The 16,285-nt window shown below is 63.0% G+C and carries 12 protein-coding genes; 9 read left to right on the top strand and 3 right to left on the bottom strand.

Features of this window, described 5'->3' with window-relative positions; all coding sequences use genetic code 11:
- Window positions 1-57 precede the first annotated feature (57 nt).
- The 7 genes from GGQ67_RS13440 to GGQ67_RS13410 all read left to right on the top strand — a co-directional run bounded on the left by GGQ67_RS13440 (window position 58) and on the right by GGQ67_RS13410 (window position 8,890).
- A complete protein-coding gene (locus tag GGQ67_RS13440; RefSeq protein WP_183900657.1) occupies window positions 58-2,103 on the top strand; it encodes an O-linked N-acetylglucosamine transferase, SPINDLY family protein in 2,046 nt (681 codons plus the stop codon).
- An 84-nt stretch (window positions 2,104-2,187) separates the two neighbouring features.
- Window positions 2,188-3,345, top strand: a complete 1,158-nt coding sequence (glf, locus tag GGQ67_RS13435) for a UDP-galactopyranose mutase (protein ID WP_183900656.1) — start codon at window positions 2,188-2,190, stop codon at window positions 3,343-3,345.
- A 178-nt stretch (window positions 3,346-3,523) separates the two neighbouring features.
- The gene (gene msrB / locus GGQ67_RS13430) at window positions 3,524-4,024 is read left to right on the top strand and encodes a peptide-methionine (R)-S-oxide reductase MsrB (RefSeq protein WP_183900655.1); all 501 of its coding nucleotides are present in this window, start codon (window positions 3,524-3,526) and stop codon (window positions 4,022-4,024) included.
- Complete coding sequence (msrA, locus tag GGQ67_RS13425) at window positions 4,021-4,752, top strand: peptide-methionine (S)-S-oxide reductase MsrA (protein WP_183900654.1); 732 nt, start codon at window positions 4,021-4,023, stop codon at window positions 4,750-4,752. The genes msrB and msrA overlap by 4 nt, the downstream gene beginning before the upstream one ends.
- A gap of 333 nt (window positions 4,753-5,085) precedes the next feature.
- Window positions 5,086-5,787: a gluconate 2-dehydrogenase subunit 3 family protein gene (locus GGQ67_RS13420; RefSeq protein ID WP_183900653.1), complete on the top strand. Its 702-nt coding sequence runs from the start codon at window positions 5,086-5,088 to the stop codon at window positions 5,785-5,787.
- Between the two features lie 5 nt (window positions 5,788-5,792).
- Entirely contained in the window at window positions 5,793-7,562 is a 1,770-nt protein-coding gene (locus GGQ67_RS13415; RefSeq protein ID WP_183900652.1) for a GMC family oxidoreductase, read from the top strand.
- Between the two features lie 11 nt (window positions 7,563-7,573).
- Window positions 7,574-8,890: a cytochrome c gene (locus GGQ67_RS13410; RefSeq protein ID WP_183900651.1), complete on the top strand. Its 1,317-nt coding sequence runs from the start codon at window positions 7,574-7,576 to the stop codon at window positions 8,888-8,890.
- Between the two features lie 120 nt (window positions 8,891-9,010).
- On the opposite strand, the gene GGQ67_RS13405 is transcribed toward GGQ67_RS13410, so the two are convergent.
- Window positions 9,011-11,572 carry a GcvT family protein gene (locus GGQ67_RS13405; RefSeq protein WP_183900650.1) on the bottom strand — a complete coding sequence of 854 codons (2,562 nt, stop codon included), beginning with the start codon at window positions 11,570-11,572 and terminating at the stop codon, window positions 9,011-9,013.
- 274 nt (window positions 11,573-11,846) lie between these two features.
- Between GGQ67_RS13405 and GGQ67_RS13400 the strand changes: the two genes are divergently transcribed.
- Window positions 11,847-12,875: a zinc transporter ZntB gene (locus GGQ67_RS13400; protein ID WP_183900649.1), complete on the top strand. Its 1,029-nt coding sequence runs from the start codon at window positions 11,847-11,849 to the stop codon at window positions 12,873-12,875.
- A 162-nt stretch (window positions 12,876-13,037) separates the two neighbouring features.
- Window positions 13,038-13,526, top strand: coding sequence for an RrF2 family transcriptional regulator (locus GGQ67_RS13395; RefSeq protein ID WP_183900648.1), 489 nt, complete (start codon window positions 13,038-13,040; stop codon window positions 13,524-13,526).
- Between the two features lie 164 nt (window positions 13,527-13,690).
- Here the strand turns inward: GGQ67_RS13395 and GGQ67_RS13390 are convergent, their stop codons facing one another.
- Both GGQ67_RS13390 and GGQ67_RS13385 read right to left on the bottom strand, forming a co-directional pair.
- Entirely contained in the window at window positions 13,691-14,701 is a 1,011-nt protein-coding gene (locus GGQ67_RS13390) for a porin (protein ID WP_183900647.1), read from the bottom strand.
- A 340-nt stretch (window positions 14,702-15,041) separates the two neighbouring features.
- Window positions 15,042-16,130: a Rossmann-fold NAD(P)-binding domain-containing protein gene (locus tag GGQ67_RS13385; RefSeq protein ID WP_183900646.1), complete on the bottom strand. Its 1,089-nt coding sequence runs from the start codon at window positions 16,128-16,130 to the stop codon at window positions 15,042-15,044.
- Window positions 16,131-16,285 lie beyond the last annotated feature (155 nt).

Raw genomic sequence — 16,285 nt, 5'->3', positions numbered from 1 at the left:
CGCTGTCATGCGTCTGTTCACACACCGGCCATCCGGCCGCCTTGCCGTAGGACGTCCATGAACGCGAACACCGCCATTGCATCGAGCCAAGTCTCTCCAATCGCAAACATTTTGGAGCAGGCACGTCATCAACGCCTGTCGCTTGGCGATCTGATCTCCATCGCCGAGGGTCTCGCGAACGCGGACCAGCGGCAGCAGGCGGTCGAGCTCTACAAGACGTGGATCGCGTTCAATGACAACAATCCGCTGCTGCATCTTGCCTATTTCAACTATTCCGTTGTGTCGCGGCAGGCCGGCGACATGGCCGGGGCGATCAGCGCGCTGCGTGCCTGCCTGAAGATCGACCCGCGCTTCGGCCCGGCGCATATCAACCTCGGCAGGGCGCTCGAGGACTGCGGCCTCGGCCATCAGGCCGTCGAACAATGGCGCGGCTACGCCGATGCGACCGCCGACATTACCAGCGAGCGTATCGAGCATCGGCTGATGACGCTGCAGCATATCGGCCGCGTGCTCGAGGGCGGCGGGCTGCTGGAGGCCGCCGAGACCACGCTGTGGCAGGCGATCGAGCTGCAGCCGAACCGGCCCGAGGCCGGGCAGCACTGGACGTCGCTGCGCCAGCGGCAGTGCAAGTGGCCGATCCTGACGCCGTCGATCCATGTCAGCGCGCGCCAGCTGCTCGACGCCATGTCGACGCTGACGCTTTCCTGCTACGCCGACGATCCGTTCTATCAGCTGGCAAAGGCCTATCGCTACAACAAGACCCTCGTCGGTCGCCCGAACCTTGCCGCGTTCCCGCGCAAGCCCGCGCGAGTGAAGACCGGCACCGGCCAGCGTCTGCGCGTCGGCTATGTATCTTCGGATCTGCGCGATCACGCCGTCGGTTTCGCGCTCAGCGAAGTGCTGGAGCTGCACGACAAGACGACGGTCGAGATCTTCGGCTATTATTGCGGCGAGCCGCGCACCAATGACGCGACGCAGGAGCGTATCAAGGCTGCCGTCGACGGCTGGCGCGATATCAGCGCGCTCAGCGACACCGATGCCGCCAACCTGATCCGCAACGACGAGATCGACATCCTGATCGACGTCAACGGCTACACCAAGCATGCCCGCACGAAGCTGTTCGCCTATCGTCCGGCGCCTGTCATCGTCAATTTCTGCGGCTACCCCGGTTCGATGGGAAGCCCGGTTCACCAGTACATGATCGCCGACGAGACGATCGTGCCTGTCGAGAACGAAATCTATTACTCCGAGAAGGTGCTGCGCATCGCCTGCAACCAGCCGATCGACCGCAAGCGGCAGATCGCCGCGCAGCCGACGCGCGCGCAGGCCGGTCTGCCCGAGGATGCCTTCGTCTATGCCTGCTTCAACGGCATGCAGAAGACCAGCGAGGCGTGCTTCGCGCGCTGGATGACCATTCTCCAGGCGACGCCGGGCAGCGTGCTCTGGCTGCTGGCTGCCGACGACGCGGTGAACAACCGTCTGGTTCAGGCCGCCGTCAAGGCGGGTATCGCCGCCGAGCGGATCATCTTCGCGCCGAAGGCCGCGAATGCGCATCATCTGGCGCGCATCGGGCTTGCCGATCTGTTCCTCGACACCTTCCCCTATGGCGCGCACTCGACCGCGGGCGATGCCATCACCATGGGCCTGCCGGTCCTCACGGTTCCGGGCAAGAGCTTCGCCTCGCGCTTCTGCAACAGCATCGTTGCCGCCGCCGGCGTGCCGGAGCTCGCCTGCAGCGGGCCTGACGACTACGTCAAGCGCGCCATCGGTTTCGCCAAGGATCGCGCGAGCCTGGCGGCCATCCGCCAGTCGCTGAAGGACAAGCGCGAGGGCAGTGCGCTGCGCGACATTCCGGGGCTGGCCCGTCGTCTCGAAGAGCTGTTCTGGCAGATGCAGGGCGAAGCCGAGCGCGGCGAGACGCCGACGCCGGATCTCAACAACCTCGACGCCTATTACGAGATCGGCGCCGAACTGGTGCAGACGCTCGACGAGTTCGAGGACGATGCGAGCTACCGTCGCCGCTATCGCGAGAAGCTGGCGCAGTGGAACGACTACGCGCCGCTTGCCATCGATACGCGCCTGTGGACGGAGCCGGCGGCGTAAAGCTACCGCCGCTCAACGTGTGTCGATGCCGGTCTTACGCGGCGGGTTTGCCGCAAGACCGTGGGAAAAGGGGTATTCCTGAACATGCAGGGGAATGGAAAGATCGTGATCGTCGGCGCCGGATTGTCGGGCGCCGTGATCGGGCGGGAGCTGGCGCTGGCGGGTCACGAGGTCGAGATCCTCGATGCCCGCGACCATATCGCCGGCAACTGCCACACCGAGCGCGACGCCGATACCGGCGTGATGGTGCATGTCTACGGGCCGCACATCTTCCACACGGATGACGCCGAGGTCTGGGACTACGTCAACGGCTTCCAGACCTTCATGCCCTACAAGAACAGGGTGAAGACGACGAGCAAGGACCGCGTCTACTCGCTGCCGGTCAATCTGCACACGATCAACCAGTTCTTCGGCAAGACCCTGCGCCCGGACGAGGCGAAGGCGTTCATCGAGGAGCAGGCCGACAAGACGATCGCAGACCCGCAGACCTTCGAGGAGCAGGCCATGCGCTTCGTCGGCAAGGATCTCTACGAGGCCTTCTTCAAGGGCTACACCGAGAAGCAGTGGGGCTGCTCGCCGACCGAGCTGCCGGCCTCGATCCTGAAGCGGCTGCCGGTGCGCTTCAACTACGACGACAACTATTTCTTCCACAAATTCCAGGGCATGCCCGAGAATGGCTACACCGACATGATCGGCCGCATTCTCGACCATCCCAATATCCACGTAACGCTGAGCAAGCGGTTCGAGCGCGCCGAGCATGCGGATGCGAGCCATGTCTTCTATTCCGGCCAGCTCGACGGCTATTTCGATTACGAGGCAGGGCGGCTCGGTTACCGGACGCTCGATTTCGAGCGCTTCAGCTATGACGGCGATTACCAGGGCTGCGCGGTGATGAACTACGGCGACGCCTCGGTGCCTTTTACCCGTATCACCGAACACAAGCATTTCTCCCCCTGGGAGGAGCATCAGGGTTCGGTCTGCTACCGCGAATTCTCGCGCGCCTGCGGGCCTGATGATATTCCCTACTATCCGATCCGGATGGTCGAGGAAAAAGAGCAGCTGGCGCAATATGTCACGCGGGCGGAAAAGGAGCGGGGGGTCACCTTCGTCGGCCGCCTCGGCACCTATCGCTATCTCGACATGGACGTGACGATCCGCGAGGCGCTCGATACGGCGCGGCTCTATCTCTCGAAGCTCGCCGATGGCGCCGACATGCCGGCTTTCCTGCATCGTCCGGTCTGATCGCGCATCGCCATATGCCCTGGATGCCATCGAGGCGTCGGCCATGAAGCCGGCGCCTTTTTCGTTTCCCGCGCGTCCGGTGTGTAACAAATGCGCCGTCGCGAGCGTAGATACTCCAAGATACGACGACCGTCATTTGGGACCGTCATTTGGGAACGTCATCCGGGGAGACCGCGAGATGCTGAACAGACGCCGACTGATGCTGAGCGCGGGGCTTGCCGCGATCGGTCTTCCCCTCTTCCTCGGGCGCTCGAGGAGCGCGTCCGCCGAGGCCTTCGCCGTCAATCGCAGCGATGCCGAATGGCGCGCCATGCTGACATCCGACCAGTATGAAGTGTTGCGCGGCCAGGGCACCGAGCGGCCGTTCTCCAGCGCGTTGCTGCACGAGGAGCGCAAGGGCAATTTCGCCTGCGCGGGCTGTGGGCAGGATGCGTTCTCCTCGGCGACGAAATTCGACAGCGGCACGGGTTGGCCAAGCTTCTGGGCGCCGCTCGACAGGCAGGTCGTCGGCACGACGCGCGACACGAGTTTCGGAATGGTGCGCGAGGCGGTGCATTGCGGCCGCTGCGGCGGCCATCTCGGCCATGTCTTCGACGACGGACCGAAGCCCACCGGTCTGCGCTATTGCCTCAACGGCGTTGCCTTGACCTTCCATCCGGCTGAGAGGAAAGCATCATGAACAGTCACGACATATCCAGAACGCGGCGTCCGATCCGCGCTATCGTCCTCGGCGCGGCAATCGCGCTGGCGGGCGGGCTGGCGCTGCAGTTGACGCCGTCGGTCGCCAAGGAAGTGCATGTGATCCCGCCGCCCGCTCTCGACGAGCCGGCGGCAGGCGGTCGCGAGACGGCGACGTTCGCCGGCGGCTGCTTCTGGGGCGTGCAGGGTGTTTTCCAGCACGTCAAGGGCGTCGTCAGCGCCACGTCGGGCTACGCCGGCGGGGCGAAGGGCACGGCACGGTACGAGACGGTGAGCGGCGGCGACACGGGCCATGCGGAATCCGTCCAGGTGGTGTTCGATCCGAAGACGGTGAGCTACGGCCGGCTGCTGCAGATCTACTTCTCGGTCGCCCACGATCCGACGCAGCTGAACCGCCAGGGCCCGGATACGGGCACGCAATACCGCTCGGCCATCTTTCCCGCCAGTGACGAGCAGGCAAAGGTGGCGAAGGCCTATATCGACCAGCTCGACCGCGCCAAGGTTTTCGATGCGGCGATCGTGACGAAGATCGAGCCGGGCAAGACCTTCTATGTCGCGGAGGGGTACCATCAGGACTTCCTGACGAACAATCCCGATTATCCCTACATCGTCATCAACGACCTGCCGAAGGTCGCCGCCCTGAAGCGGCTGTTCGCGCGGGACTACAGCGAAAAGCCGGTGCTGGTCGGGACCTCGGGCTTGAACTGATCGTCATCCACATCGCCTGCGAAACGCCCGCCCGGCACCGAGCGGGCGTTTCCCATGTGTCCGCCGTTGTCGTGTGTCCGCCGTTGCCGATCGACCGATAATTCATGAGTAGAAAATTCCACAAATCAACAAATTCTCGCGTCTTTGTGTTTCAGATGTTTGTACATGTGCAAAAAAGTTCTCATTCTGCCTAAAATAGAACACGATTGAGCGTGCCGGCGCTTGTCACCCGGGACAAGCGGGCGTAGGCCGCTAGCGTCAATTTGCCCCGCGCTGAAGTGACGCTCAGCAAAACCAAAGTGGCTGACTCCCACAGCCACGAAGGAGCCAATCATGAGAGACCTCCCGGGCCGGCCGTCCCGCAGAAGCTTCCTGAAAGCTTCCGCGGCGACCGCGGCCATTGCCGGCATTGCCGGCGCGGCAAAAGCCGAAGCCAAACCCGAACCCGTCGCCCTCACCGAATACAAACCGGACTGTCTGACGCCCACCGAGTGGGCCTTCGTCATGGCAGCGGTCGCGAGACTGATCCCGTCGGAGGGCGATGGCCCCGGCGCGATCGAGACCCGCGTGCCCGTCTTCATCGACAAGCAGCTCGCCGGCGATTACGGCAAGGCGTCCGACTGGTACATGGTCGGACCATACGAGCCGGCGGCGAGCCCGCTGCGCGGCTGGCAGACCCCGCTTAACCCGCTTCAAATCTACCAGCAGGCCATCCCGTTCTTCGACGAGTGGTGCAAGACCACCCACGGCAAGATCTTCGCCGAGCTCGACGCGGCGACGCAGGACAAGGCGCTGACCTCGCTCCAGAAGGACGAGATGAAGATCAAGCCCGAGCTGCGCGATTTCTTCGGCATCCTGCTTGCCAACACCAAGGAAGGCTACTTCTCCGACCCGATGTATGGCGGCAACCACGGCATGGCTGCCTGGAAGTATATCGGCTTCCCGGGCGCCCGCGGCAGCTACAAGGAGTGGGTTGGAAAGCATAACGTCAAGTATCCGCTTGGCCCCGTCTCGATCTCCGGCGAAAGGGGCTAACCGTCATGGCACGTACAGAAAAGAAGAAAGACGTCGTTCTGGTCGGCTTCGGCTGGACCGGCGCGATCATGGGCATGGAACTGGCCAACGAAGGCCTGGAAGTGCTGGCGCTGGAGCGTGGTCACGACCAGGCGACCGTTCCCGATTTCCAGTATCCGAACATGATCGACGAGCTGAAATACGGCATCCGCTACGGCATGATGGAAAAGCCGGCGAACACGACGGTCACCATCCGCCGTTCGCTGGATGAAACCGCGCTGCCTTACCGCAGCCTCGGCACCTTCCTGCTCGGCACCGGCGTCGGCGGCGCCGGTACCCACTGGAACGGGCTGAACTGGCGTCCGATGCAGTCGGAATATCGCCTGAAGTCCTACGTGACCGAGAAATTCGGCGCCGGCGTCATGACCGAGGACATGACGATCCAGGACTATCCGATGACCTACGAAGAGCTCGAACCGCATTTCGACCGCTTCGAGAAGGTCGCCGGCATTTCCGGCCAGGCCGGCAACGTCAACGGCAAGATCGTCGAGGGCGGCAATCCGTTCGAGGCGCCGCGTTCCAACGACTATCCGATGCCGGCCATGGCGTCGACCTGGGATGGCGTGAAGTTCCGCGATGCGGCGAAGGCGGCGGGCTATCATCCGTTCCCGAGCCCCGGCGGTATCGCCTCGAAGGACTATGTCAACGAATACAACATGCAGATGGGACCGTGTAACCATTGCGGTTTCTGCGAGCGCTACGGCTGCTACAACTATTCGAAGTCCTCTCCCCAGACGGCGATCATCGACGCCTTGAAGCGCAAGACGAACTTCGAATACCGCGTGCAGGCTGAAGTGCTGCGCGTCGAGATGGCCGCCGACCGCAAGACGGCGACGGGTGTCACTTATTTCGACCACAAGACGGGCGAAGAGGTCTTCCAGCCGGCCGACCTCGTCATCCTCACCGCCTTCTCGCTGAACAACGTTCACCTGATGCTGGTGTCGGGGATCGGCCAGCCTTACGATCCCAACACCAATGAAGGTGTCGTCGGCCGTAACTACGCCTACCAGATCACCGGCGGCTACACGCTGTTCTTCAAGGACGAGGAGTTCAACCCCTTCATCGGCACGGGCGCCAACGGCTTCTGCATCGACGATTTCGGCATCGACAATATCGACTTCGCCAAGGAAGGCTTCGTCGGCGGCGCCTATTGGCGTGCCGGCCAGACCAATGGTCAGCCCGGCCACACCATGCCGCTGCCGGCTGGCACCCCGAGCTGGGGCGCAGGCTGGAAGAAGGGCATTGGCGAGTGGTACGGCCATGCGATGAACATCGGCGCCCACGGCTCCGTCATGTCCTATCGCGGCCACTACCTCGACCTCGACCCGACCTACAAGGACCGCCACGGCCGTCCGATGCTGCGCATGACCTACAACTGGCACGACAACGAAATCCGCCAGACGCAGTTCATGAAGCAGAAGATGGAACCGATCGCCAAGTCGATGAACCCGACCACGATGCAGGAAGGCTTCAAGAAGGAAGGCGCCATGTTCGACGTCCGTCCTTACCAGACGACCCACAATACCGGCGGCACCGTCACCGGCGACGACCCGAAGACATCGGTTCTCAACCGGTACCTGCAGTCCTGGGATGCGCATAACGTCTTCGTCATGGGCGCCAGCACCTTCCCGCAGAACACGCAGTACAACCCGACCGGCATGGTCGGCGGTCTGGCCTACTGGGCGGCATATCACATCCGCAAGGATTACCTGCCCAACCCGCGGCCGCTGGCATAAGGAGAACAGAGATGAAGAAACTCATTCGCGTTCTCGGCGTGCTCGTCGTTCTGGGCGTTGCCGCCCTTGTCGCCTTCATCTTCGTGCCGGTGCAGCGCACAGGCCCGGTCACCGAGCTCGCCGCCGACTTCAAGCCGGCCAAGGGGCAGGGTGAATATGTCATGCGTGCATCGGACTGCATGGCCTGCCACACCTCCGAGGGCGGCAAGCCTTTCGCCGGCGGCCGCGCCATCCAGAGCCCGATGGGCACGATCTGGACCACCAACATCACGCCCGACAAGGACACCGGCATCGGCAACTGGACGCTCGCCGATTTCCGCGCCGCCCTTTACGACGGCGTGACGCCCAACGGCACGCACCTCTATCCGGCGATGCCCTACGACAGCTATCGCAAGCTCTCGGAAGAAGACGTCGTGTCGCTCTACGACTACTTCATGAACGAGGTGCAGCCGGTCTCCAGCACGGTGCCGGAAACCAACCTCGCTTTCCCGTTCAACCTGCGCTTCGGCCTGCGCGCCTGGAACTGGCTCGCCCTCGGCAAGGCCGGTTTCCAGCCGACCCAGGGCGAGGATGCCGTGTTCAATCGCGGTGCCTATCTGGTCGAGGGGCCGGGACACTGCTCGACCTGCCACACGCAGCGCAACCCGCTGATGATTTCGTCCGGCACGAGCGCGAAGGACAAGGCCTTCCTTTCCGGTGGCGAGATCGACGGCTTCACGGCGCCCGACCTTCGCGGTCCGGCAAGTGCCGTGCAGTCGTGGAGCACCGAGGAGCTTGCAGCCTATCTGTCGACCGCCCGCAACGCTCACTCGAGCGCTACCGGCGAAATGATGCTCGTCGTTCGCGACTCGCTTCAGTACATGACGAAGGACGACAACCTCGCGATCGCCACCTATCTGAAGAAGATCGGCGGCGATGGTTCCTCCGCTCCGACCACACAGCCGGAGAAGGCCGAGGTGACGGCGACCGAAACGCTGCTGTCGGAGGCAAAGCCCGACATGCCGCTCGGCCCGCGCCTCTACCTCGACAACTGCGCTGCCTGCCACATGGTGAGCGGCAAGGGCGCCGGCGAGACCTTCCCGGAGCTGGACGGCAACTCGCTGGTCACGGCACCGTCGCCCAAGGGCCTGATCAGCGTGATCCTGCAAGGCGCCGAATTGCCCTCGACGCCGGATCGCCCGATGAAGCTGCGCATGCAAGGCTACGAAAACCGCCTCTCGGATGACGAAGTCGCCGCACTCGCGACCTTCCTGCGCGAAGGCTGGAACAACAAGGCGGCCGCCGTTTCGGCCGCCGACGTTTCGGCCGTTCGCGAAGAGAAGCGCTAGGACAGGAGGCCGGCTGCGTAGTGATGCGCGGCCGGTTCTCTCCATGAGACTGAAAATGAAACAGCCTGCGGGAGAGAGCCCGCGGGCTGTTTTGCTTATGCCTTGAAAAGCAGGGCGCGATCAGGTGCGCGGCTTCAGGTTCTCCGGGTCGTAGATCGGCTTGTAGCCGACGCTGACGACCTCGACCGGATAGGTCTCGGCGAAATACTCGACGTTCAGCTTGCGGCCGACCTGGCAGTATTCCTGCGGAAGATAGGCAAGGGCGATGTTCTTGCCGACCGTCGGACCGTAGGCGACCGAGGTCGTGTAGGAGATGCGGCCGAGGCTATCGACCAGCGTCTTGCCTGTTTCAGGGTCCATGACCGGCATGGAGCCGACGGGGTAGCGCTTGACGCCCTTGCTGTCGGTGTTTTCGGTCATGACGAGGGTGCAGAGCATCGCCGGCTGGTGTTCGCGGGCCTTGTATTCCAGGTGCTTGGCCTTGCCGCGGAAATCGGCTTCCTTGACCTTCGGGCGGGCGAGATCGGCTTCCAGCAGATTGTACTGGGTGAGAAGGTCGCCGTTCTGCAGGCGCAGCGACTTTTCCATGCGGCGCGAGTTGGCGTAGGTCTCGACGCCGAAGGGCATGACGCCGGTGGCGCGCAGCGCGTCCCAGACGGCGAGGCCATCCTCGTACTTCATGTGCAGTTCCCAGCCCTGCTCGCCGACATAGGAGATGCGGAAGGCGGTGACCGTCTTGCCTGATATCTCGATCGGCTTGATGGCCGCGAAGGCGAAGTTTTCGGGATCGAGTGCCGCCGGATCGGCCACGACCTTCTTCAGCGTGTCGCGGGCATTCGGGCCCCAGATGCCGATCGTGATGAACTTTTCCGAGACGTCCGTGATCGTCACGTCGAGACCGCGATCCTCGGCCACGCGCTTCATGTAGTGGAAGTCGCGCGGGCCGGCATCGGCGCCGTTGATGAGGCGGCAGCGGTCGGCCATGCGGATGACGGTGAAGTCGGCGCGCACCATGCCCTCGTCGTCGAGGAAGTGGGTGTAGATGCCCTTGCCGATATTGGCGTCACCGCCGATCTTGGCGGCGCAGAGCCATTCGAGCAGCTCGACATGATCGGGGCCCTCAAGGTCGACCATGTGGAAGTGGCTGAGGTTGACGATGCCGCAATCCTCGCTCATCGCCAGATGCTCGGCGTTGGAGACGCGCCAGAAGTGGCGGTTGTCCCACTCGTTTTCGCGCACCGGAACTTGGGAACCGTATTTCTCCAGCAGGTGCTCGTTGGCCTTGTAGCCATGGGCGCGTTCCCAGCCGCCGAGCTCCATGAAGTAGCCGCCGAGCTCCTTTTCGCGCTCGTAGAAGGGCGAGCGCTTGGCGTTGCGGCCCGACGCGTAAGGTTCGCGGGTGTGGACAGCGGGGAAGTAGATCTTCTGCGCGGCTTCGTAGCAGCGGCCGGCGATGAAGTCCTCGGTCAGCTGGTGCGGGTAGAAGCGCGAGTAGTCGATCGAGTTGTGGTCGATCTCGGTGCGGCCGTCGGTCATCCAGTCGGCGATGAGCTTGCCGTAGCCCGGACCGTCCTTGACCCAGATGGCGACGCAGTACCAGAGGCCGCGCACCTTCTGGCTCTCGCCGCAGGAGGGGCCGCCGGCGGCGGAGACCTGCAGCAGGCCGTTGAAGGAATGGCCTTCATTATAGCCGAGTTCGCCGAGGATCGGCGTCAGTTCCATGGCACGCTCGAGCGGCTCGAGGATCTGCTCCATTTCCAGGTCGCGCTGCGAGGGCGAGAGGCGCGCCTCGTGCTTTTCGAGAAGCTCGCGTGGGTGGCACATGCGCGGATTGGTGGTCTCGTAGTAGCCCCACTCGATCTGGCCGCCTTCGGTGGTCTTCGGGTCGCCGGTGTCGCGCATATAGGCGGAGTTGCCCTGGTCGCGCAGCAGCGGGTAGCCGATTTCCTTGCCCGTGCCTTCGAACTCGTTATAGGGGCCGAAGAAGGTGAGGGGGTGGTCGACCGGCATGACCGGCAGGTCCTCGCCGACCATTTCGGCGATCAGGCGGCCCCAGAGGCCGGCGCAGACGATGACGTGATCGGCCATGATGGTGCCGCGATGAGTGACGACGCCCTTGATGCGGCCGCCCTCGACGATCAGCGACTGGGCCGGCGTGTTGCCGAACATCCTGAGCTTGCCGGATTTCTCGGCGGCATCGACCAGCTTGCCGGCAACGGTCTGCGAGCGCGGGATGACGAGGCCGGCGTCGGGATCGAACATGCCGCCCTGGACCTGATCTTCCTCGATCAGCGGGAACATCTGCTTGATCTCAGCGGGCGAGACGTAATGCGCCCGGGTGCCGAAGGCCTTGGCGGAGCTCAGCTTGCGCTTGATCTCTTCCATCCAGGCGTCGTCGCCGGTGCGGGCGACTTCCAAACCGCCGATGCGGGAGTAGTGGCCCATCTTCTCGTAGAAATCGATCGAATACTGGGTGGTCCAGACCGAGAGATAATCGTGTGACGTGGTGTAACAGAAGTCCGAGGCGTGGGCGGTCGAGCCGATGTCCGTGGGTATGCCCGATTTGTCGATGCCGACGATGTCGTCCCATCCGCGCTCGATCAGGTGATGGGCGATGGATGCGCCGACGATGCCGCCGAGACCGATGATGACGACCTTAGCCTGCTTAGGAAACTCTGCCATTGAGTGCGACCCTGATTGAATATTGAGATCGGATTTTAGGGATAGAAACGCGACGTGTAGAGCCTGTCTACGACATAATTATCAAACTGCACGACCAGAGCCATGTGGGCTGTGGATGGAAGGCGAGGGTGGCAGGCGCTTTCGCGGCGTTCCGGACATGGCCCGTTCGGTCGGGCGGGGACGATGTTGCGTCCTTTCCGCGACATGGTAGAATCCCGCTAATATTCAGAGAGTTGGCTCTGTTTCCGTCACCCCCGGCGGGCAAGGACCGGCAATGAAGACTGCGAGTGCGCCGATGGCAAGTTACGGTGTCGAACCAGGGATACGCTTCGCGTTGCTCCTTGATGGGCGCGGCGGCTGCAGGCAGATCGACATGGACGGTGTCTGCGCCTGGAAGCCCGGCGATGGCGTGATCTGGCTGCATCTGGAACGCGACCATCCGGCCGCCGCCGAATGGGTGAACCGCAAAGGCGGTTTCGATAGTTTCGTGGCGGAAGCCCTGCTGGAGGAGGAGACGCGGCCGCGCGTCGAGCCCGTCGATGACGGATTGCTGATCATCCTGCGCGGCGTCTGCGCCACCGCCCCTGATGAGGCCGAGGAGCAGCATTCGGAGCTCGATCTCGTGCCGCTGCATCTGTGGGTGGACGGAGACCGCGTCGTTTCGCTGCGCGACAGCGGCCACTATATCACCGCGCTTCGCGATATCCGGGCGGCGCTGGAGAAGGGCAAGGGGCCGCAGCGCAGCGGCGATCTCCTGGCGCTGATCGGCGAAAAGCTGGTGCGCGACCTCGAACCGGTTCTCGACGGGATGGACGAGGAGGTCGACGAACTCGACGAGATGGTCTTTCACGGCGAGGCGGGCGAGGTTCGCGAGCGGCTGAAGCTTCTGCGCCGCGGTTCCGTGCAGCTGCGCCGCTATCTGGCGCCGCAGCGCGATGCGCTGAACCGGATCGAGCATGACGACGCGCCGTGGCTCATCGAGCGCGACAAGCTGAGACTGCGCGAGGTGATCGACAAGCTGATGCGCTTCATCGAATATCTCGACGCGATCCGCGACCGCACCGGCATTCTGCACGACGACCTGTCGACCGTGATCAGCGAGCGCATCGCCCGCAATTCGAACCGGCTCGCGGCGCTTGCGGCGCTGCTTTTGCCGCCGAGCGTCGTGGCCGGGCTGTTCGGCATGAATGTCGGCGGGATACCCGGGGTCAACGACACCTGGGCGTTTATCGTCATCGTCGGCTTCGTGACGGTCACGTCGATCGCGACGCTGTGGGCGCTCCGGCGCATCGGCTGGCTCTAGCATAATCACGCGATCGCTAATATCAAACAAGTGTGATTCCGGGTGCTGTTCATTGACAATGCAATTTGAGGGGAAATATCACTTCTCCTACCGCTGCAGCGTGTGGCCCAGTGCATCCATGTCCTCGCCACCTGTTGCCTTAACCCAAGGCTGAAGATCCGCATGATCGATACGCGTTTTTCCACGGCGATGCAGATCGTCGTCAGCGTTGCCGTCAACGACGAAGCCGGCGTACGCTCGACGAGCCAATCGCTTGCGGTGGGGCTGGACACGAATGCGAGCTTCGTGCGCAAGCTGCTGGCGCCGCTCACGGAAAACGGCATCCTCGTTTCGGTGCCAGGCGGGAAGGGCGGCATACGGCTGGCACGCGCGAGCAAGGAGATCCTGCTCAGCGAGATCTACGCAGCCGTGACGGGAAGCAAGAAGCTCTGGGCGACGCGCCACGAAATCCCGCATGCCGGTCTGGTGGGCGAGAATATCGGCGATCTTTCCGAATATCTCTGCGACCGGGCGGAGCAGGCGGTTGTCGATATGCTGGGATCGGTGACCGTGGAGGATAGCGTGGCGGAGCTGCGTCGTCTCGACGTGGAGCGGCAAAAGCTCGTGGCAGACGAGACAAGCGCGGCAGAGCGGCGTGCCGCCGCGGAGTAGCCTCTATATCCAATAGCAAAAGGTGGCTCGGCAGGGAAACCGCGCCACCTTCCGTAAACTGATCGGAGGTCAATCTGATCAGAAACGTCTGGTTCGGGCGCCATCCTCCGCTCACGCCGGATCGGGTGATCCAGCGTGAGCGAAGAGTGGCGCCCGAAGATTTATTAGAACGCGCGCTGCAGGCGGAAGAAGCCCGTGGTTACGCCGTCAGCCTTGTCGGTTTCGAGGTAGTTGACGGTCGCCTTGGCGTAGAAGTTGTCAACGATCTGATAGTCGACCGTTACGCCGGCCTTCCAAGCGTCGTTGTTGTTGTCGAAGTCACCAGCGACGATGCCGTAGTTGCCGTAGTACTGGAAGCCGGGGGTGATCTTCAGCTTGTCGGTTGCCTTGATGGCGTATTCGGCGGCCAGTGCCCACTCAGACTTCTGGTAGTAAGCATTCGGGCCGGAAGAATAGACACCTGCGAGGCCGAGCGTGCCCGGGCCGATTGCAACGGTGCCCATGGCGCGAACAGCGCCTTCTTCGTTGTCGGTGTCGTAGCTGCCGATGATCTGGTAGGTGAAGGCGCCGGCCTTACCACCGATAGCAGCGGCAACGCCGAAGTTGTTGGCGGTTTCGCCGGCCTTGTAGTAGCTGTCTTCCAGTTCGTCGACGCTGATGCCAGCGTAGAAGCCGTCGGCTTCATACTGGTAACGAATGGAGTTGTGCAGGGTGATGGCCGAGGCGATATCGTCGGTTTCGCCCGAGAGACCATCGTCCCACCAGCTGTAGAACAGACCAGCGCGGAAGCCGGCGATGTCGATATAAGCGGAGTCAAGCTTGGCGACCTGGCTCGAAGCGTTGTCTGCATTGGTCTGCAGAACGATAACGCCGGTGAGCGGGCCGTATTCGGTGTCGCTCTTAGCCGTGAACTGCAGCTGACCGCGGGTAACGGCGTCCCAATCAGACGTGCCGCTAGCGTCCGGGCTGGCGTTGACCTGCACGCGGATGTAGCCGTTAACCTTGAGGCAGGTTTCCGTGCCCGGGATGTAGAAGTAGCCGGTGCCGTAAGCGTCGCAAACGCGAACGTATTCTACGGCTTCCGGTTCAGCAGCGACGATAGCGTCGGCAGCCTGAGCGCCCGATACGGCTGCGAGAGCCGCTGCCGAGCTGATGAGCATCATACGAATAGTCATAGTTGAGTCCAATCTATTTAGGATTGGGCACAGGTCACTGCTGCCGATAACGGCCCTACCTACCCCAATTTCAAACAAGCCCTCACGGGGACGTGATGTCTCCGTGGCTGCAAATTACATTTTGGCTTAAATGTATCAATTACAGATACAGTCATAATCCGTCATATTTGCGATGCAAAAGGACGGTGTTGCAGAATGGCAACTTTTGTGACAGCGACAACAGGACTATCAGCCAGCCGATCTCAAAAATCAAGCTATCTCAGATATATATGGATAAATGCTTATGCACGCCTGTCGTGCTGCGATGCAATATAGCGGCCGAGTTACGGTTGTCCTTCGGTCACGATTCGGTGCTCGCACCGGCGATTCGCTCGCCGAGCAGGCGATGGGTTGCCGGGTCTTTGAGGTCAAGCAGCAGGCGGCCGTCCGATGTCGTCAGGCGCTCCAGCAGCTTGCGAAGGCCTTCGCTGAACACGCGGCTGGACTGGCGTGCATCGATGCTCGCTAAAGTAGTTTTTCCGATAATGCTGATGTCGGCAAGGAGGACGATCTCGTCTGCCCTTGTCATCGCGCAATTGCCACCGGCGGGGGCCTCGAGATCAACGATGACCGTGCCGGATGCCAGGAGCGGGAGCGAGGCGTCGTCGATCAGAACAGGTGCGCGTCCGGTCGATCCGCCGACGCTGGATATGATCAGCTGCATTTCACGCAGCTGGCCGGCGAGCTGCTTGCGGCTGGCCCCGAGGAGCGCGTCGGGCGTCATGGCGCCTGGGCGGCTGAGTGCCGGATCCATCATCACGAACTTCGCACCCAGCGCTTCAGCCCGGCTGCGGTCGCCGTCGTTGAAGCCGAAGACATAGGTGAGGGCGCCAAGGCGTCTGGCGGTGGCGATCGCCTGGAGTGCGGCCGCGCCGGCGCCGAGCGTCGCCATCTTGATCGGGCGTGCGCGGGCGCCATCCATCACCAGCATCGGATGGCCGACGCCGAGTTGGCGGGCGCCTTCCAGAACGGCGGCATGGCCGCAGATGGTCGCCTGCCTGGTCGCCACGTCCATGCAGCCGGCGTCCGCGATGCCTTCAAGGCGCGCGAGGTCGAGCATGAGGCCGCGGGCTGCCGGTTCGCCGGCGTCGAGTGGTGAGCCGAGGAAGATCAGGGTCGGAGATCCGGCGAAGCCGTGCGCGTCGAGCGGCTTGCGGATGCCGACGAAGAGATTGCACTCGCGCGCGATCGTCTCGCGGCTGGCCGGGCGCGCGCCCGAGGCGACATAGGCTTCGTCCTCGTAACCGGCCGCGGTGCCGCAGCCGGGCTCGAAGCTGATCGCAATGCGCGTGGAGAGATTGCCGACATCCTCGGGCGTCAACGCCACGCGCCGCTCACCGGGGATGGTTTCCCGGAGCAGTCCAGCGTGGACGGGGGCGAGGTTTGGCATTCGGAACTCTGATGGTGAGAAACTGAAGGGCGCGCGGGGGCCGATATAGGGGCGGACCCCCATAGTTTTATGACAGTTTTGTAATTTTTCGCCTATGTAAGCGATATATTCGCGGGCCATGCAACCCTCGGTGAAATTCCTGTTGAGACATACGC

This window comes from Rhizobium metallidurans, assembly GCF_014196505.1.
Lineage (GTDB): Bacteria > Pseudomonadota > Alphaproteobacteria > Rhizobiales > Rhizobiaceae > Rhizobium > Rhizobium metallidurans.
This window is presented reverse-complemented; position numbering and strand designations above follow the sequence as displayed.